Annotated in this window: 15 protein-coding genes; 9 read left to right on the top strand and 6 right to left on the bottom strand. The window is 66.7% G+C overall.

The window, feature by feature from the left end:
- Nucleotides 1-3 precede the first annotated feature (3 nt).
- Nucleotides 4-2,556 (top strand): [protein-PII] uridylyltransferase, encoded by a 2,553-nt coding sequence (locus QOL82_RS03455; RefSeq protein WP_283440851.1) that lies wholly within the window; start codon nt 4-6, stop codon nt 2,554-2,556.
- A 32-nt stretch (nt 2,557-2,588) separates the two neighbouring features.
- Complete coding sequence (locus QOL82_RS03450; protein WP_283440850.1) at nt 2,589-3,335, top strand: pseudouridine synthase; 747 nt, start codon at nt 2,589-2,591, stop codon at nt 3,333-3,335.
- A 74-nt stretch (nt 3,336-3,409) separates the two neighbouring features.
- Here QOL82_RS03450 and QOL82_RS03445 read toward each other — a convergent pair whose 3' ends face one another.
- From QOL82_RS03445 to QOL82_RS03425, 5 genes are all read right to left on the bottom strand, one after another.
- Nucleotides 3,410-4,015, bottom strand: a complete 606-nt coding sequence (locus QOL82_RS03445; protein ID WP_283440849.1) for an alpha/beta fold hydrolase — start codon at nt 4,013-4,015, stop codon at nt 3,410-3,412.
- A gap of 204 nt (nt 4,016-4,219) precedes the next feature.
- Nucleotides 4,220-4,753: a peptide deformylase gene (def, locus tag QOL82_RS03440; protein ID WP_283440848.1), complete on the bottom strand. Its 534-nt coding sequence runs from the start codon at nt 4,751-4,753 to the stop codon at nt 4,220-4,222.
- Nucleotides 4,750-5,625: a UTP--glucose-1-phosphate uridylyltransferase GalU gene (gene galU, locus QOL82_RS03435; RefSeq protein ID WP_283440847.1), complete on the bottom strand. Its 876-nt coding sequence runs from the start codon at nt 5,623-5,625 to the stop codon at nt 4,750-4,752. Before galU ends, def begins: the two co-directional genes overlap by 4 nt.
- Complete coding sequence (gene ligA / locus QOL82_RS03430) at nt 5,622-7,673, bottom strand: NAD-dependent DNA ligase LigA (protein ID WP_283440846.1); 2,052 nt, start codon at nt 7,671-7,673, stop codon at nt 5,622-5,624. The genes galU and ligA overlap by 4 nt, the downstream gene beginning before the upstream one ends.
- A gap of 3 nt (nt 7,674-7,676) precedes the next feature.
- Nucleotides 7,677-8,807, bottom strand: coding sequence for a cell division protein ZipA C-terminal FtsZ-binding domain-containing protein (locus QOL82_RS03425; RefSeq protein ID WP_283440845.1), 1,131 nt, complete (start codon nt 8,805-8,807; stop codon nt 7,677-7,679).
- A gap of 428 nt (nt 8,808-9,235) precedes the next feature.
- Between QOL82_RS03425 and QOL82_RS03420 the strand changes: the two genes are divergently transcribed.
- On the top strand, nt 9,236-9,454 hold the full coding sequence (locus tag QOL82_RS03420; protein ID WP_283440844.1) for a hypothetical protein: 219 nt from the start codon (nt 9,236-9,238) through the stop codon (nt 9,452-9,454).
- A 37-nt stretch (nt 9,455-9,491) separates the two neighbouring features.
- Here QOL82_RS03420 and smc read toward each other — a convergent pair whose 3' ends face one another.
- Nucleotides 9,492-13,040 carry a chromosome segregation protein SMC gene (gene smc / locus QOL82_RS03415; RefSeq protein WP_283440843.1) on the bottom strand — a complete coding sequence of 1,183 codons (3,549 nt, stop codon included), beginning with the start codon at nt 13,038-13,040 and terminating at the stop codon, nt 9,492-9,494.
- A gap of 181 nt (nt 13,041-13,221) precedes the next feature.
- Between smc and dapC the strand changes: the two genes are divergently transcribed.
- From dapC to prmB, 6 genes are all read left to right on the top strand, one after another.
- Nucleotides 13,222-14,427 (top strand): succinyldiaminopimelate transaminase, encoded by a 1,206-nt coding sequence (gene dapC / locus QOL82_RS03410; protein ID WP_283440842.1) that lies wholly within the window; start codon nt 13,222-13,224, stop codon nt 14,425-14,427.
- A 70-nt stretch (nt 14,428-14,497) separates the two neighbouring features.
- The gene (gene dapD / locus QOL82_RS03405) at nt 14,498-15,325 is read left to right on the top strand and encodes a 2,3,4,5-tetrahydropyridine-2,6-dicarboxylate N-succinyltransferase (RefSeq protein ID WP_283440841.1); all 828 of its coding nucleotides are present in this window, start codon (nt 14,498-14,500) and stop codon (nt 15,323-15,325) included.
- A gap of 71 nt (nt 15,326-15,396) precedes the next feature.
- A complete protein-coding gene (locus tag QOL82_RS03400) occupies nt 15,397-16,530 on the top strand; it encodes a PilT/PilU family type 4a pilus ATPase (protein WP_283440840.1) in 1,134 nt (377 codons plus the stop codon).
- 16 nt (nt 16,531-16,546) lie between these two features.
- Nucleotides 16,547-16,912: an ArsC family reductase gene (locus tag QOL82_RS03395; RefSeq protein ID WP_283440839.1), complete on the top strand. Its 366-nt coding sequence runs from the start codon at nt 16,547-16,549 to the stop codon at nt 16,910-16,912.
- A 79-nt stretch (nt 16,913-16,991) separates the two neighbouring features.
- The gene (dapE, locus tag QOL82_RS03390) at nt 16,992-18,143 is read left to right on the top strand and encodes a succinyl-diaminopimelate desuccinylase (RefSeq protein WP_283440838.1); all 1,152 of its coding nucleotides are present in this window, start codon (nt 16,992-16,994) and stop codon (nt 18,141-18,143) included.
- Between the two features lie 69 nt (nt 18,144-18,212).
- Entirely contained in the window at nt 18,213-19,106 is an 894-nt protein-coding gene (gene prmB / locus QOL82_RS03385) for a 50S ribosomal protein L3 N(5)-glutamine methyltransferase (protein WP_283440837.1), read from the top strand.
- Nucleotides 19,107-19,133: the final 27 nt, after the last annotated feature.

Below are 19,133 nucleotides of genomic sequence, written 5' to 3'. Positions count from 1 at the left end.
CGCATGACGACTCTCGCGCTGACGCTGAAGGAAGAACTCAAGGCGGCCCGCCAGCATGAAATGGCGGCCTATGCCGGCCATGGCCGGCCGGAGCGCCTGACGACGGCGCTGCGGCAATGCGTCGACCGCATCCTGTCGCAGGCCTGGCATGACTACGGCATGCCCGAGCGCAGCGCGCTGGTGGCGGTCGGCGGCTACGGCCGCGGCGAGCTTTTCCCGTATTCCGACGTCGACGTGCTGATCCTGCTGCCGGCGCCGCCCAATGCCCAGGAACAGGCGCAGCTGGAGGAGATCGTCCAGCTGTTCTGGGACCTGGGCCTGGAGATCGGCCACAGCATACGGACCATCGACGAATGCCTGTCCGAGTCGGCGGCCGACATCACGGTCCAGACCAGCCTGCTGGAAGCGCGGCTCGTCACCGGCAGCCGCGGCCTGTTCAACCAGCTGGTGGTCAAATGCCGCGAGGCGATGGACCCGCAGGCCTTCTTCCTTGCCAAGACGCTCGAACTGCAGCAGCGGCATGCGAAGTACGAGGACACCGCGTACAGCCTGGAGCCGAACTGCAAGGAGAGCCCGGGCGGCCTGCGCGACCTGCAGGTGATCCTTTGGGTCGCCAAGGCCGCGCAGCTCGGCGACTCCTGGCGCAAGCTGGCCGAGCGCGGGCTGATCACGCCGACCGAAGCGCGCCAGCTGACGCAGAAGGAACGGGCGTTCAAGGACATCCGCATCCGGCTGCACATCCATGCGAAGCGGCGCGAGGACAGGCTGGTGTTCGACGTGCAGACGCCGATCGCGCAGTCGCTCGGCTTCAAGAACACCGAGACCCGCCGCGCCAGCGAATACCTGATGCAGCGCTACTACTGGGCGGCCAAGGCCGTGACCCAGCTCAACACCATCCTGCTGCAGAACATCGAGGCGCAGCTGTTCCCGCAGCCGACCTGCCCGCTCGCCATCAACCCGCGCTTCAACGAAGTCAACGGCCTGATCGACATCGTGCGCGACGAGCTGTTCACCGACACGCCGTCGGCGATGCTGGAAGTGTTCCTGCTGATGGAGCAGCGCTCGTCGCTGCGCGGCATGACGGCCCGCACCCTGCGCGCGCTGTGGCATGCGCGCTTCGGCATCGACGCCGGCTTTCGCCGCGACCCGGCCAACCGCGCGCTGTTCCTGTCGATACTGCAGGCGCCCGAGGGCATCACCCATGCGCTGCGGCGGATGAACCAGCTGAGCATACTCGGGCGCTACCTGCCCAACTTCCGCCGCATCGTCGGCCAGATGCAGCACGACCTGTTCCATGTCTACACGGTGGACCAGCACATCCTGATGGTGGCCCGCAACCTGCGCCGCTTCACGATGTCGGAGCATGCGCACGAGTACCCGTTCTGCAGCCAGCTGATGGCCAACTTCGCGCAGCCCTGGCTGCTCTACATCGCCGCGCTGTTCCACGACATTGCCAAGGGCCGCGGCGGCGACCACTCGAAGCTGGGCATGGACGATGCGCGCCGCTTCTGCCGCGAGCACGCGCTGTCGGACGCGGACACCGCGCTGGTGGTGTTCCTGGTCGAGCATCACCTGTCGATGTCGCACGTGGCGCAGAAGCAGGACATGTCCGATCCCGACGTGATCAGCGATTTCGCCGCGCTGGTAAAGGACGAGCGGCACCTCACCGCGCTGTACCTGCTGACGGTCGCCGACATACGCGGCACCAGTCCGAAGGTATGGAACGCATGGAAAGGCAAGCTGCTCGAAGACCTGTACCGGATGACGCTGCGCGTGCTCGGCGGCGAGGCGCCATCGGCCGACCGCGAGCTGAAGAACCGGCAGGACGAGGCGCTGAAGACGCTGCGGCTGTACGGCCTGCCGGAGCATGCGCATGACGCGCTGTGGCAGCAGCTGGACGTCGCCTACTTCCTGCGCCATGACGCATCCGACATCGCATGGCAGACGCGCATGCTGTACAACCGGGTCAATGCCGATGCGCCGGTGGTGAAATGCCGGCTGGCGCCGATCGGCGAAGGCCTGCAGGTGACCGTGTTCATCAAGGACCAGCCCGACCTCTTCATGCGCATCTGCAGCTACTTCGAGCGCAAGAACTTCAGCATTCTCGATGCGAAGATCCATACGACGCGCAATGGCTATGCGCTCGACACCTTCCTCGTCACCGAGCCGAATTTCGCCAACAACTACCGCGACATCATCAACCTGATCGAGCACGAGCTGAGCCGCTCGCTGTCGAGCGACGACGCGCTGCCGCCGCCGCGCAAGGGCCGGCTGTCGCGGCTGTCGCGCACCTTCCCGTTCACGCCGACCGTCGACCTGCGGCCGGACGAGCGCGGACAGTATTACCTGCTGTCGGTGTCGGCCAGCGACCGCAACGGCCTGCTGTACTCGATCGCCAGCGTGCTGGCAAAGTACCGGGTCAACCTGCACACGGCCAAGATCCTGACGCTCGGCGAACGGGTGGAGGACGTGTTCCTGGTCGACGGCCCGGTGCTGCAGCATGCGCGCAGCCAGATCCAGCTGGAGCGCGAGTTGCTCGATGCGCTGCATGCCTGACTCCTACTCCGAATTCCTACCAGCCTCATGTCATGACCGAACCGCTACGCCTGTCCAAACGCATGTCCGAACTGGGCCTCTGCTCCCGCCGTGAAGCCGATGAATGGATCGCCCGCGGCTGGGTCCGGGTCGACGGCGTCGTCGTCTCCGAACTCGGCAGCAAGGTCCTGCCGCACCAGAAAGTCACGGTGGAGCGCCAGGCCGCCGCCGAGCAGTCGAAACGGGTGACGGTGCTGGTGCACAAGCCGATCGGCTTCGTCAGCGGCCAGGCCGAGGACGGATACCGGCCCGCGGTGGTTCTGGTGACGCCGGAGAACCGTTGGGAGGAAGACCGTGCGCCGATGCGCTTCCACCCGACCCAGCTGCGCAGCCTGGTGCCGGCCGGCCGGCTCGACATCGATTCGACCGGCCTGCTGGTGCTGACCCAGGACGGGCGCATCGCGAAGCAGCTGGTCGGCGAGGACGGCAAGGTCGAAAAGGAATACCTGGTGCGGGTCGAGTACACGCGGCCGGGACGGCTGCCGGATGCGGACCTGAAGCGGCTGAACTTCGGGATGACCATGGACGGCAAGAAGCTCAAGCCGGCGCAGGTGCGCTGGCAGAACGACGACCAGCTGCGCTTCGTGCTGCAGGAAGGCCGGAAGCGGCAGATCCGCCGGATGTGCGAGATGGTCGGGCTGCGGGTGCTGGGCCTGAAGCGGGTGCGCATCGGCGGCGTGGCGCTGGGCGACCTGCCGCAGGGGCAGTGGCGCTACCTGGGCGCGGACGAGCAGTTCTAGGCGTTCCGATCGGGACGGCGCGGGCCGCGCCTGCCGTCAGCGCCGCGGCGCCCCGGTTCAGGCGCGGGCCATCGTCACAGGCAGCTTGCCACCGGGTGACCCTGCAGCACGGCGTCGATCTCGCGCTCGATCACTGCAACCGCCTCGGGATTCAGCACGATCTCGAAATGGTTGCAATCGATATCGACCATCTGGATGTCGCTGCGGTGCCGCATCGAACCCAGCGTCACCACGCCGTCGTTCGCGGCGAGCATGAACGGCGAGCCGCCGCCGGTGCTGACCAGGTTGGTCCACGGCACGGTCACGCTCATGTTGCGGCCTGCGACGATCGGCGCGCTCCTGGGCCGGATGTCCCGCAGCACCTGGCTGAACGGCAGCAGGCAGGCGACCATTTCCGCCGCTTCGCTGCCGCCATACGGCGTGCTCATCGTGACGCCGCCGACGACCCGGCTGCCGAGTTCGTCGGCCAGGTGCAGCGCATGGATGCCGCCCAGCGAATGGGCGACGAAGAACACGTCGTCCAGCCCTTCGAGCCGCTCGAGCATGGTGGCGTGGTTGGTATAAAAGCCGTGGCTGCTGTCGTATTCCAGCAGGATGTCGTTGTGGCCGGTAAGCCTGCTGCGGATGAAGTTGAAACTGTCTGCGGTAGCGTGGTTGCCGTGTATGTACACGAGATTCATGAGTGTCCTTATCGGCGCTGTTTATGCCATGTAAAGACCCAGTTTATGCTGCGACGCAGCATCATGCCAATGCCTATTGGGAATGTCGTGTATCGGTCTGGTCAATGAACGGCGAGATTGACGGCGAGTTATTGCTTTAAGCAAACATTTCTCGCCGTTTATGATGCTTGTGCCGCTTTTGCCGCCAATGTTGCCCGCGCCGCTCTAGTCGTCGGCGTCGTCCATGCCGGGGAACAGCACGTCGGTATAGCCGAAACGCGTGAAATCCCGCACCCGCATCGGGTAGAGGATGCCGGCCAGGTGGTCGCACTCGTGCTGGACCACGCGCGCGTGGAAACCCTCCACCTCGCGCCGGATCGGCGCGCCGAACTGGTCGCTGCCCTCGTAGCGCAGCCTGGTCCAGCGCGGCACGATGCCGCGCAGCCCTGGCACCGACAGGCAGCCTTCCCAGTCTTCCGCGGTTTCCTGCGACAGGGGCGTCAGCACCGGGTTCACCAGCACGGTTTCCGGCACCGGCGGCGCATCCGGGTAGCGCTGGTTCTGCTTGAAGCCGAAGATCACCAGTTGCAGGTTGACGCCGATCTGCGGCGCCGCCAGCCCGGCGCCGTTGGCCGCATGCATCGTGTCGAACATGTCGGCAATCAGTTCGCGCATGGCCGGCGTGTCGAATTCAGTCACGGGTTCGGCCCGCTGCAGCAGCCGCGGGTCGCCCATCTTGAGGATCTCGCGGACCGTCATTGCCTTGCCTGCAGGTATTGCGCCAGTCCTTCGCCGGTTTCCGGGTGGCGCAGGCCCATTTCCACGGTGGCTTTCAGGTAGCCCAGCTTGGAGCCGCAGTCGAAGCGCTGGCCCTTGTAGCGGTAGGCCAGCACCGACTCCCGCTGCATCAGCGCGGCGATGCCGTCGGTCAGCTGGATTTCCCCGCCGGTGCCCTTCTCCAGGTTTTCGATGCATTCGAAAATCCGGTTGGTCAGCACATAGCGTCCGACCACGGCCAGCGTCGACGGCGCGCTGTCCGGGTCCGGCTTCTCGACGATGGCGTTGACCCGCTCGAGGTCCGGCTGGTACTCGTTGGCGCTGACGATGCCGTACTGGCGGGTCTCCGCGCGCGGCACGTCCTGCACCGCCAGCACGCTCAGTCCCTCGCGCGCATAGACGTCCACCATCTGCGCCATCACCGACTTTTCGCCGGGCGGCACGTCCATGAAGTCGTCGGCCAGCAGCACGGCGAACGGGTCGTCGCCGACCACCGGCTTGGCGCACAGCACCGCGTGGCCCAGGCCGAGGGCCTCGGACTGGCGGATGAAGATGCAGTTGATATGTTTCGGGATCACGTTGCGGACCAGGTCCAGCAACTGCTTCTTGCCGGCTGCCTCGAGCTGGGACTCCAGCTCGTACGCCTTGTCAAAATGGTCCTCGATCGCGCGCTTGTTGCGCCCGGTGATGAAGACCATGTCGGTGATGCCGGCGGCCACTGCTTCCTCGACCGCATACTGGATCAGCGGCTTGTCGACGATGGGCAGCATTTCCTTGGGCTGCGCCTTGGTGGCGGGCAGGAAACGGCTGCCCAGGCCGGCGACGGGGAATACTGCCTTGGTAATCTTTCTCATGACTCGCTTTCGTTGGATGGCGGCAGCATGTCGAGCAGCGCCGCTTCATCGATGACAGGAACGCCCAGTGTCTCCGCCTTTGCCAGCTTGCTGCCGGCGTCGCTTCCGGCGACGACATAGCTGGTCTTTTTCGATACCGAGCCGGCGACCTTGCCGCCAGCCATTTCTATCCGCTCGGCCGCGTCGTCGCGGGTCAGCGTGGGCAGCGTGCCGGTCAGCACGAAGGTGAGGCCCGCCAGCGGCTTGGGACGCGCGCCGGATGCGCCCTCTTCCCAGTGCACGCCGTTGGCGCGCAGCTGCGCGATCAGCTCGACATTCATCGGGTCGGCCATGAACTGCAGTATAGAACGCGCCACCACCGGCCCGACGTCGGGCACATCGAGCAATTGCGCTTCGTCAGCGTTCTGCAGCGCGTCCATGCCGCCGAAATGACGGGCCAGTTCCTTGGCGGTCGACTCGCCGACATGCCGTATGCCCAACGCGTAGACGAAGCGCGCCAGCGTGGTCGACTTCGACTTTTCGATGGCCTTCAGCACGTTGGCGGCCGACTTGTCGGCCATGCGCTCCATGGTCGCCAGCGAGCCCAGGCCCAGCCGGTACAGGTCGGCGGCCGTGGTCACGACATTGCGCTCGACCATCTGGTCCACCAGCTGGTCGCCCAGCCCTTCGATATCCATTGCGCGGCGGGAAACGAAATGCAGCAGCCCGCCCTTGCGCTGCGCCGGGCACTTGACCCAGCCGCCCGAGCAGCGCGCCACCGCTTCTTCCTCCGGCCGGACGATGGGCGAGCCGCATACCGGGCACAGCGCCGGCATCACGAACGGCCGGGCGTCGGCCGGGCGCAGCTCCGGCACGAAGGAAACGACTTCCGGGATCACGTCGCCGGCGCGCCGCACGATGACGGTGTCGCCGATCTGGATGTCCTTGCGGCGGACTTCGTCCTCGTTATGCAGCGTCGCATTGGTGACCGTGACGCCGCCGACCAGCACCGGCGCCAGCCTGGCCACCGGGGTCATCGCGCCGGTGCGGCCGACCTGCAGGCCGATGTCCTGGACGATGGTCATCGCTTCCTCGGCGGGAAACTTGTGCGCCAGCGCGAAGCGCGGCGCCCGCGAGACGAAGCCCAGCTGGGCCTGCTGCGCGACCGCGTTGACCTTGTAGACCACGCCGTCGATTTCATACGGCAGCTGCGCCCGGCGCAGGCCGATGTCGCGATAGAAAGTCAGCAGCCCCTCCGCGCCATGCGCGATGCGCCGCTCGGCCGCGACCGGGATGCCGAGCTGAACGTACCAGTCCAGCAGCGCCGAATGCGACGGCGGCAGCTCCACGCCTTCCAGCACGCCGATGCCATAGGCGAAGAAGCGCAGCGAACGCTGCGCGGTGATGCGCGGATCGAGCTGGCGCAGGCTGCCGGCGGCGGCGTTGCGCGGGTTCGCGAACTCGCGCTGGCCGGCGTCGCGCTGGCGCGCGTTCAGCCGCGCGAAGTCGGCCTTGAACATCAGCACTTCGCCGCGGATGTCGATCACGGCCGGCGGGTTGTCGCCCTGCAGCCGCAGCGGGATGGCCCGCACGGTGCGGATATTCGAGGTCACGTTCTCGCCGGTCGCGCCGTCGCCGCGGGTCGCGGCATTCACCAGCAGCCCGTTTTCATAGCGCAGGTTGATGGCGAGGCCGTCGAACTTCAGTTCGCAATGATATTCGGCCTGCTCGTCGGTCTTCAGGCCTTCGCGGACGCGGCGGTCGAAATTGACGATGTCATCGTCGCGGAAGCCATTGTTGATCGACAGCATGGGCAGCGAATGGCGCACCTGCTCGAACTGCGGCAGCGGCGCGCCGCCGACCCGCTGCGTCGGCGAGTCGCTGGTGACGAGCGCCGGGTGCGCCTGTTCGAGCGCCTGCAGTTCGCGGAACAGCTTGTCGTACTCGGCATCCGGGATGGTCGGATTGTCGAGCACGTAGTAGGCGTGATTATGCCGGGCGAGTTCGGCGCGCAGCTGGGCTGCGCGCTCCAGTGCCGCCGTCGGAATGGCTGGGGAATCGCTGGACATCGATCAGGCGAAAAGGCGCAGCGCCCGTGTCGATCCGGCCGGAATTTCGGAGTTTTCCATGTCGCCGTAGAAAGCCTGCACCTGGGTCGCGATCTCGGCCAGCGTGTCGTCGGTCAGCGGCTGGCTGGAGTCGTCGACCACGGTGCCGTCGAGACGGGTGGCAAGCGACCTGGCGCAGGAGATCATCGCGCCGTAGCCGTCTCGGGCCGCGGCGACCAGCGCGACATCGAGCAGCAGCGTCAGCCGCGACGTGGTCTCGTCGCCGCCGCCGGCATTGGTGGAGATGGAGAACAGCGTGCCGCCGTCGCCGTCCGGCATGATCAGCCGGCCGTCCGGGCGCAGCTCGAAACCCTGCCGGGTCAGCGCCGCCAGCAGCGTGCTGATCTGCCATGGCGCCCGGTTCGACTGCACGTTGACGCTCAGCTGTGCGCCGTATTCGGCGACGAACTGGTGCAGGCCGCGCGCGATCGAGACGATGCGGGTCATGTCGGGCACGTCGCACTCGGCGCCGAGCTCGTCGGCGACCTGGCGCAGGCGGCTGACGAATTCGGAATACTCGATCTCGTTGAGCGCCGACGTGCGGCTGGCCAGCTGTATGCCGGCCTGCAGCATCGTGTAGGTGCGGCCATGCGCGAGTGCTTCCCAGTGGCCGTCGTCGGCCAGGCCGATGAAATGGACCGGCTTGTTGCCGACATGGCGCAGCGTGTGCGTGACCGGGAGGACGCGGTCGCCGCGCAGCGGACTTTCCAGGCCGAGCGCGATGGTGCAGTCGATCAGCTGGTCGACCGGCAGGTCGAGGCGGGGCGCATGCAGCACGGTTTCCTGCATCGCGGTCGGTTCGGGCGCCGGCGGCGCCGGCACATCGTCGAGCAGCGGACCGGCCCCGGCTTCCGGCGGCAGATGCTCGGGATGCCCGGGAGGCTCGGCGTGGCCGGCCTGCTCGGCAAAACCCGGCTCGACCCGCCTTTCTTGCGCAGGCGCATGCTCGCCGTGCATCAGCACGTCATGCTGGTCGTTGGAGAACGCGCGCTCGACCGTCTTGCGGGTCTTGTACTCCTGCCACTTGTTATAGGAAATGACACCGACCACGATGGCGATGCCGATGGCGATCAGGCTTGCTTGTAAATCGGTCATGCAGCTGCCTTGGTCGAACGGACGGGCGCCAGCGCCGCGGGCGCCTCGCGGTCTCGTAAAGCGCCCCAGGCGGGAAAATCGGATCGGGTCATTATCGGTTCCAGAAAGTTGACAGGCTGTGGCGTTTGTCCAGTGCCGTTACAGCGGTTTGGGGTGCCGCGAATTCGCGGCTGGCGTCAACCGCGTTAGGGTAAGTGTTCATATGTAAACTTGTCAAGCTGGCCTTATTCCCGGAATTTGCCGGCCAAACGCAGGTTTGGCGCAAATTATGAAGACAGAATGACAAGATTGACGCCAATCAATTCTTTTTGTCGATTTGACCATAAAATGAAGTTCTGGCCGCATGCCGTTACACACTGCGGACAGCCAAAAATAAACAAGACAACCCATGACCGCCCAGACAGGCGAATCCTTCCAGAGAGAACATCATGTCAGATGCCAAGTCCCTGAAACTGCATGAACTCACGATGCTGCCCCTGAACCCGATCCGGTCGCTGGTGCAGCGCTGGTGGTGGAAGCGCGCGGAAGCGCATTACCTGATCTGCGCCGATGTCGAACAGGCGCGGGCCAGGGAAGCGCAGCAGAACGCCGCCTATTTCCAGAAAAAAGCCATCCTCGCCCGTTCGCAGTGGATGGGCACCCACTGACGTAGTCCGCCGGCGGCCGGTCGCCCGGCGCGCCTGGTCAGGCCGCCCGGGCTTCGCTGGCAAAGCCGGCCGCCGCTTCCATGTCGACGGCCACGATGCGCGAGACGCCCTGCTCCTGCATCGTCACGCCGATCAGCTGCTGCGCCATTTCCATCGCGATCCGGTTATGCGAGATGAACAGGAACTGGGTCTGCGAGGACATCCGCTGCACCATCTTGCAGAAACGCTCGGTATTCGCATCGTCCAGCGGCGCGTCGACCTCGTCGAGCAGGCAGAACGGCGCCGGGTTAAGCTGGAACATCGAAAATACCAGCGCCGTCGCTGTCAGCGCCTTTTCGCCGCCGGACAGCAGATGGATAGTGGCATTTTTCTTACCAGGCGGCTGCGCCATCACCTGCACCCCGGCATCCAGGATCTCGTCGCCGGTCATGATCAGCCGCGCATTGCCGCCGCCGAACAGCACCGGGAACAATTCCCCGAAATGATGGTTGACCTTGTCGAAGGTATCCTGCAGCAGTTCGCGGGTTTCCTTGTCGATGCGGTGGATCGCGTCCTCCAGCGTCGTGATCGCCTCGGTCAGGTCGGCGGTCTGGGCGTCCAGGAAATGCTTGCGCTCGGACGCCTGCTCCAGCTCGTCCAGCGCGGCCAGGTTGACCGGGCCGAGCGCGGCGATCGCATTGGTCAGCCGGGTCACCTCGCCCTGCAGCCATGACGGGCGGATGTCGCCGTCCAGCAGCGCGGACAGCGCCGCCTCGTCGGCGCCGGCCTCGGACAGGTGCTGCGCATACTGTTCCTGGTTCAGCCGCGCCGCCTGTTCCTTCAGCTGCAGCGCCATGATGTTTTCACGCTGCGGCTGCAGGCTGCGCTCGGTCTGCATCCGCGATTCTTCCAGGTGCCGCAGCTTCTGCGTGAGCTGGTCGAGCTCATGCCGGGCGTCGGCCAGCGCGCGTTCCTGCTGGCCGCGCCGGTCCAGCAATTCCTGCAGCCCGTCCTGCGCCGCCTGGTCGTCCAGGCCGGCCAGCTCGCTCTGACCCGCGTGCATCGACGCGCCCAGCTGCATGACCTGCTCGGCGGCGGTGGCGATGCCCCGCCGCAGCTCGTCGATCCGGCTGCGCTGCGACTTTTCGGCGAACTGCGCTTCCTGCGCCGCGCGCTCGAGGTCGCGCAGCCGCTGGCGGGCGTCGGCCAGCCTTTGCTCGCGCTCCTGGTAGTCGTTCTGGCCGGCCTCGTGCTGCTCCTGCAATGCGGCGAGATCCAGGTCCAGTTCCTCCAGCCGCGCCTCGGACTCGGCGCCGGCCTGCAGCTGCTCGGCTTCCTGCGCGGCGATCTCGGCCAGGTCGGCGCCGATCTGCGCATGCCGCTGGTCGTAGCGCATCTGCACCTCGGTCTGCTTGAGCAGGTCGATCTGCAGCGCATGGACGCTCTGGGTCAGCGCGGCGACGCGCTGGCGCAGTTCCTGCAGCCGCTGGCTGCCTTGCGACAGCGCGCTTTCGGCGCGCGACGCGCGGCTACGGGCCTCCTCGGCCAGCATCTGCTGCGCCCGCAGCTGGCGGCCGATGTTCTCGATGTCCTGCTGCCGCGCCAGCATGCCGTCCTGTTCGGCGTCGGCCGCGTGGAAACGCACGCTGGCGCGGCCCACCAGGTGGCCTTCGCGGGTCAGGAAGGCCGCGCCGACCGGCAGCCGCTCGCGCCCGGCATAGGCTTCGGCGGCATTGTCGACCACATAGATTTGGTGCAGCCAGTCCTGCATCAGCGCGCGCAGGCCGGGGTCCCGGATCTGCAGCAGGCTGAGGGCCGGCTTCAGGCCGCTGTTAGCGCCATTGTTCGGGCCGGGGCCCGGCTCGCTGCGCGCCTCGACCACGTCGGTTGTATACAGTGCGATCTTGCCCGGCGGCGCGTCGCCGAAGAATCCCTGGGTCCAGTCCAGCTTGCTGACCTCGAGCGCGGTGGCGCGTTCGCGCAGCACCGATTCGAGCGCGGTTTCCCAGCCCGGCTCGACCTGCAGCTTCTGCCAGAGCCGCGGCAGGCTGTCCAGGCCATGCTTCTTCAGCCAAGGCTGCACCTTGCCTTGCGACTGCACCCGTTCCTGCAGCTGCCGCAAAGCCGCCAGCCGCGCCTCGAGCTGCGCATTGGCCGCGGTTTCCGCATTCACCCGGGACTGCGCGTCGCGCCGCTCGGCTTCCAGCGCGGGCTGCTGCTCCTGCGCTTCTTCCAGCAGCATGCGGGCTTCTTCCAGCGTCGCCTGCTTTTCTTCCGTCTGCGCGCGCAGGTTGGCAAGGTGCGTGGTATCGGGCAGCTGCAAACCGTTCTTTTCCTGCGCCAGCCGCTCGCGCCGGGACACCAGCCCAGACAGGATCTGCGACCCATTGCGCTGCTGCGCGGCTTCGAGCTCGATGCGCTGCTGCGCCTGCATGATCTGCGCGCGCGATTCGCCGCTCCTGGCCTGGGCGTCGCGCCAGGCCTGCTCCAGCCCGGGCAGCAGGTCGTCCTGCTGCTGCGCCGCCTGTTCGGCCTGCTCGACCCGGGCGGCCTGCTCTTCCAGCACGATCCCGGCTTCGGCCAGTTCCTCCATCTGCGCGTCATGCTGGCGCTGCCACTGGTCGCGCTGGGCGGCCAGCGAGGTCAGCTGCGACTGCAGCCGGCCGCGCGACTCGATGACGAAGCGGATCTGCGCCTCCAGCCCGCCGATCTCGGAATTGGTCTGGTACAGGTGGCCCTGCGCCTGGTGCATCCGGTCGCCGGCCGCGTAATGTCCCTGGCGCATCTGCTCCAGCTGGGCCTCGACGTGGCGCAGCTTCGCGGTCTGCTCCTCCAGCATTACCTGGCCGACCTCGATGTCGCGGAAATGCCGCTCCTGCTCGGCCTTGGCCTCGTTGCGGCGGACCAGCCAGAGCAGCTTCTGCTTGTCGCCCTGCTCGGCCTGCATCTCGTGGAACTTGCGGGCCACGGCGGCCTGCGCCTGCAGCTTTTCCAGGTTGGCGTTCAGTTCGCGCAGGATGTCGTCGACCCGGGTCAGGTTCTCGCGGGTGTCCTGCAGGCGGTTCTCGGTTTCCCGGCGGCGTTCCTTGTACTTCGACACGCCGGCCGCTTCCTCCAGGAAAATCCGCAGGTCTTCCGGCCGCGCCTCGATGATGCGCGAGATCATGCCCTGGCCGATGATCGCGTAGGCGCGCGGACCGAGGCCGGTGCCAAGGAAAATGTCCTGGATGTCGCGCCGGCGCACTGCCTGGTTGTTGATGTAATAACTGGAGGCGCCGTCCCGCGTCAGCGTGCGCTTGACCGCGATCTCCGCATACTGGCCCCACTGCCCGGCGGCCCGTGCGTCGCCGTTGTCGAACACCAGCTCGACCGATGCGCGCCCGGCCGGCTTGCGGTTGGTGCTGCCGTTGAAGATCACGTCCTGCATCGATTCGCCGCGCAGCTCGGACGCTTTCGATTCGCCCAGCACCCAGCGAACCGCGTCGATGATGTTGGACTTGCCGCAGCCGTTCGGCCCGACCACGCCGACCAGCTGGCCGGGCACCTGGAAGTTGGTCGGGTCGACGAAGGACTTGAAGCCGGATAATTTGATGGAGGTTAGGCGCACTTTTCTGACGTTCCCGGACGAGCTGATTGCAAACTGGCTGCCGGGCGCTGCCGGCAAGCCCGGGATGATACCACCGGGGCCGGGGCGGTCTGAACCCCTGCCGGCGCGGCGGCCGGCCCGGCTGCCAGCGGCGGTGTGAATGGCAATATAATGGCGCCTTCGCCCAGAACCTCTGCCTCCCGTGAATCCACTTCTCGACAAGCTCCAGCCCTATCCATTCGAAAAACTGCGCCTGCTGCTCAACGGCGTGCAGCCCGGCCCGCAACGCCCGGTCAGCCTGGGCATAGGCGAACCCAAGCATCCGACGCCCGATTTCATCAAGGATGCGCTGGCCGGCAACCTGGCTGGCCTGGCGGTCTACCCGAGCACGCCGGGGACCGACCCGCTGCGCGGCGCGATCGCCGGCTGGCTGGAGCGGCGCTACGGCCTGCCGAAAATCGATCCGGCGACGCAGGTGCTGCCGGTCAATGGCTCGCGCGAGGCGCTGTTCGCGCTGGCCCAGGCCGTGATCGACCCGCGCGCCGACGCGCTGGTGATCTGCCCGAACCCGTTCTACCAGATCTACGAAGGCGCGGCGCTGCTGGCCGGCGCCACGCCGTATTTCGCTAATTCCGACCCGGCGCGCAATTTCGCGCCCGACTTCGCCAGCGTGCCGCCGGACGCATGGAAACGGGTGCAGCTGCTCTACATCTGTTCGCCCGGCAACCCGACCGGCGCCGTGCTGTCGCTGGACGACTGGAAGGAGCTGTTCGACCTGTCCGACCGCTACGGCTTCGTCATCGCCGCCGACGAGTGCTATTCCGAAATCTATTTCAAGCCGGAAGCGCCGCTCGGCAGCCTGGAGGCGGCGCACAAGCTGGGCCGCGCCGACTTCCGCAACCTGATCGCGTTTTCCAGCCTGTCCAAGCGTTCCAACGTGCCCGGCATGCGTTCGGGCTTCGTCGCCGGCGATGCCGCGCTGATGAAGCGCTTCCTGCTGTACCGCACCTACAGCGGCGGCGCGATGAGCCCGCCGGTGCAGGCCGCGTCCATCGCCGCCTGGAACGACGAAGGCCATGTCGTCGAAAACCGCGCCAAGTACATCGCCAAGTTCAGCCAGGTCACGCCCCTGCTGCAGCAGGTGCTGGACGTGGACCTGCCGGACGCCGGTTTCTATCTCTGGGCCAGGGTCGACAAGCTGTGCGACATCTCGGATGTTGAATATGCGAAACGCCTGTACGCCGAATATAATGTCACGGTCCTGCCGGGCAGCTACCTGGCCCGCGACGCGCATGGCATCAACCCCGGCCAGAACCGGATACGCATGGCGCTGGTCGCCGAAGTCGACGAATGCCTGGAAGCCGCGCACCGCATCGTCGAATTCACCGGCAAGCTCGCCCGCCGCTGAATGGCCGCCGATGCGCAAGCCGCGATGTGCAAACTCCGATGTGCAAACTCATAACCACTAAGTAGACAACATGACCCAACAACTGCAACAGCTCCTCGACCAGGCATGGGAAGACCGCGCCAACATTTCCTCCAAATCGGCGCCCGCGGAAGTGCGCGACGCCGTCGCCCACGTGCTTGAACAGCTCGACGCCGGCACGCTGCGCGTGGCCGAGAAGATCGACGGCAGCTGGAGCGTCAACCAGTGGATCAAGAAAGCGGTGCTGCTGTCCTTCCGGCTGCAGGACAACGTCGTGATGCCGGCCGGCGGCGGCCTGCAGTTCTACGACAAGGTGCCGACCAAGTTCGCCGACTACACCGAAGAGGACTTCATCAAGGGCGGCTTCCGCGTGGTGCCGCCGGCCGTGGCCCGCCGCGGCAGCTTCATCGCCCGCAACGTGGTGCTGATGCCTTCCTACGTGAACATCGGCGCCTATGTCGACGAAGGCACCATGGTCGACGCGTGGGCCACGGTCGGCTCCTGCGCGCAGATCGGCAAGAACGTGCACCTTTCCGGCGGCGTCGGCATCGGCGGCGTGCTGGAGCCGATGCAGGCCAACCCGACCATCATCGAGGACAACTGCTTCATCGGCGCCCGCTCCGAGATCGTCGAAGGCGTGATCGTCGAGGAAAATTCGGTGATCTCGATGGGCGTCTACATCGGCCAGTCGACCAAGATCTATGACCGCGCGACCGGCGAAGTCAGCTACGGCCGCGTGCCGGCCGGCTCGGTCGTGGTGTCGGGCAACCTGCCGTCGGCCGACGGCAAGTACAGCCTCTACTGCGCCGTCATCGTCAAGCGCGTCGACGCCAAGACCCGCGCCAAGACCGGCATCAACGAACTGCTGCGCGACGCGTAAGCAGCCTGGCCCGGCGCGCGACCGCGCCGGGCCCCATCGAACGACCAATAACGTCAACGCGGGAGCCGACTATGGCCATGGAACGCCTGTTCCAGCTGATGAAGGACAAGGGAGCGTCGGACCTGTTCCTCGCGGTGAATTCGCCCATCCAGGTGAAGATCAGCGGCAAGCTGGTCGCAGTCAACCAGCAGCGCATGGACCAGGCGTCCATCCTGGCGCTGCTGAGCGAAGTGGTGCCGGCCGAACGGCTGGCCGAGCTTCAGCGCGAGCATGAGCTGAACCTCGGCATCCAGGCGATCGGCATCGGCCGCCTGCGGCTGTCGGCCTTCATCCAGCGCGGATCGGTGTCGGCGGTGCTGCGCTACGTGCCCTACGTGATCCCGCCGCTGGACGAACTGAACCTGCCGTCGGTGCTGACCGAACTGATCCTTGCGCGGCGCGGCCTGCTGCTGGTGGTCGGCGCGACCGGCTCCGGCAAGTCGACCACCATCGCGTCGATGCTGGACTACCGCAATGCGATGTCCAGCGGCCATATCCTGACGCTGGAAGACCCGATCGAATTCCTGTTTTCCGCCAAGCGTTCCATCGTCAACCAGCGCGAGATCGGCACCGACGCGCTGAGCCTGGGCATCGCGCTGAAGAACGCGCTGCGCCAGGCGCCGGACTGCATCATGATCGGCGAGATCCGCGACCGCGACACGATGGCCGCCGCGCTCTCGTATGCGCAGTCGGGCCACCTGGTCGTCGCGACGCTGCATGCGAACAACAGCTACCAGGCGCTGAACCGCATCATCAGCTTCTTCCCGATGGAGACGCGGCAGTCGCTGTACGCCGATCTCGCGGCCACGATACGCGCGATCGTGTCGCAGCGGCTGGTTCCGGCCATCGACGGCGGCCGACGCGCCGCGGTGGAAGTCATGCTCAACACCCGCCACGTGGCCGAGCTGATCGAACAGGGCGAGCTTGCCCAGATCCGCGAGGCGGTGGAAAAGAGCATGTCGGCCGGCTCCCAGACCTTCGAGCAGGCGCTGATGCTGATGATCCGGGACGGTGTGATCACCCAGGAAGAGGCGCTGGCGCATGCCGATTCCGCCAGCAACCTGTACTGGCTGCTCAACAACGAGCAGGCCGCCGAGTCCAAGCCGGCCGACAAGCCGGCCCAGGACGAAGGCGCGACCTTCACCGAATTCACGCTCAACATCTGAGCCGCCGCACGCATCCATGGACACCACCCTCTACGGCATACCCAACTGCGACACCGTCCGCAAAGCCCGCGCGTGGCTGGCCGACAGGAACATCGCCTACCGTTTCCACGACTTCAAGAAGGAAGGCGCCAGCCGCGAGCTGGCGTCGTCCTGGCTGGCCAGCCTGCCATGGGAGTCGCTGGTCAACATGCGCGGCACGACCTGGCGCGCGCTGCCGCAGGCGCAGCGCGACGCGGTGGTCGACGCCGACAGCGCCATCGCGCTGATGATGGCCGCGCCGTCGGTCATCAAGCGGCCGGTGCTGGCGACCGGCGGCGCATGCCACGTCGGCTACTCGGCGCAGCAGTATGCGCAGCTGTTCGATGCGCAGGCGGCGGCCTGAAACCGGCAGCCGCGCTGCCATGGTTTAGAATCGCGCACCGAAGCGCTCCACCATTCATCCCGGTAATCCCGGCCATGCCATGACATCGACACCAACCCGCACCGCCGGCAGGACCCAGGCCCTGACCGAAGAACTGATTGCCCTGTCTTCCGTGACGCCCGACGACAAGGGCTGCCAGCGCCGCCTGGCCGAGCTGCTGGCGCCGCTCGGCTTCCGCTGCGAAAGCGTGCAGTCGGGGGACGTCACCAACCTGTGGGCCCGGCGCGGCGACGCGCAGCCGCTGGTGGTGTTTGCCGGCCATACCGACGTCGTGCCGACCGGCCCGCTGACTTCCTGGACCTCGGACCCGTTCAAGCCAACGCTGCGCGACGGCAAGCTGTACGGCCGCGGCGCCGCCGACATGAAGACCTCGATCGCGGCGATGGTGGTCGCGGTCGAGGAATTCACCTCCGCCCACCCCGGCCACAAGGGTTCGATCGGCTTCCTGATCACCAGCGACGAGGAAGGCCCGGCGACCGACGGCACCGTGGTGGTCTGCGACATGCTCAAGGCGCGCGGCGAACAGCTGGACTGCTGCATCGTCGGCGAGCCGACCTCGGTCGACAGGATCGGCGACATGATCAAGAACGGCCGCCGCGGCACCATGTCGGGCAAGCTGGCGGTCAAGGGCATACAGGGCCACATCGCCTATCCGCAGCTGGCCCGCAACCCGGTGCACCAGGTCGCGCCGGCGCTGGCCGAGCTGGCCGCGACGGTCTGGGACGAGGGCAACGAATACTACCTGCCCACGTCCTGGCAGGTTTCCAACATCCACGGCGGCACCGGCGCGTCCAACATCATTCCGGGCGAAGTCGTCATCGATTTCAATTTCCGCTTTTCCACCGCGAGCACGGTGGACGGCCTGCAGCAGCGGGTGCGCGCCATTCTCGACAGCCATGGCCTTGAATACGACCTCAAGTGGACGGTCGGCGGCCTGCCCTTCCTGACGCCGCGCGGCAGCCTGTCGGACGCGCTGTCTTCCGCGATCCTGGCCGAGACCGGCATTACGACCGAACTGTCGACCAGCGGCGGCACGTCGGACGGCCGCTTCATCGCCGCCATCTGCCCACAGGTCATCGAGTTCGGCCCGGTCAACGCCAGCATCCACAAGATCGACGAGCACATCGAGGTTGCCGCGATCGACCCGCTGAAAAACATCTACCGCCGCACGCTGGAAAACCTGCTGCTGTAAACTCCGCCTTTCCGGTCCCCGTTCACGCAGCGCCCGCCGGGCGCTGCCCTTCCTACCCCTATTCCTGCCATGACCGTCACCTATTTTTCCACGCTGCGCGATGTGCTGCGCTACGCCACCACCCGCTTCAACGGCGCCGGCCTGTTCTTCGGCCACGGCAGCACCAATGCCTACGACGAAGCCGCCTACCTGCTGCTGCACACGCTGAAGCTGCCGCTGGACCGGCTCGATCCCTTCCTCGACGCCCGCCTGCTGCCCGAAGAGGTCGCGGCGCTGCTGAAAGTGGTCGAGCGGCGCGCGGCGGACCGCGTGCCGGCCGCCTATATCACCCATGAAGCCTGGCTGGGCAGCTACCGCTTCTATGTCGACGAGCGGGCGATCGTGCCGCGCTCCTTCATCGCCGAGCTGGTCCCCGAGCAGTTCGCGCCTTTCATCAGCGACCCGGACGAAGTCAGCGACGTGCTGGAGCTCTGCACCGGCTCGGGCTGCCTCGCCATCCTGCTGGCCGACGCGTTCGAGGCCGCCCATGTCGATGCGCTCGACCTGTCGGACGACGCGCTGGCGGTCGCCCAGCGCAATGTCGCCGACTACCAGATGCAGGACCGCATCGCGCTGATGCAGTCCGACCTGTATGACGCGCTGCTCCCGGAAAAGCGCTACGACCTGATCGTCAGCAACCCGCCCTACGTGAATGCCGGATCGATGGCCAAGCTGCCGCCCGAGTACCGGCACGAGCCGCAGATGGCGCTGGCCGGCGGCGAAGACGGCATGGACCTGGTGCGCCGCATCGTAGACGGCGCGCGCAGCCGGCTGAAGCCGCGCGGCGTGCTGGTGGTGGAAGTCGGCAACGAGCGCGCCCACGCGGAGGCCGCGTTTCCCGACCTCGAACTGACCTGGATGTCCACCAGCGCCGGCGACGACATGGTGTTCCTGGTGACCGCCAGCCAACTGGGCGTGCGCTGAGCCGCCGCCATCCAGCAACCATAAGCA

Source organism: Noviherbaspirillum suwonense, assembly GCF_900182955.1.
GTDB lineage: Bacteria > Pseudomonadota > Gammaproteobacteria > Burkholderiales > Burkholderiaceae_D > Noviherbaspirillum_A > Noviherbaspirillum_A suwonense.
Note: the sequence above shows the minus strand (reverse complement) of the source record. Positions and strands in the feature narration are given on the sequence as shown.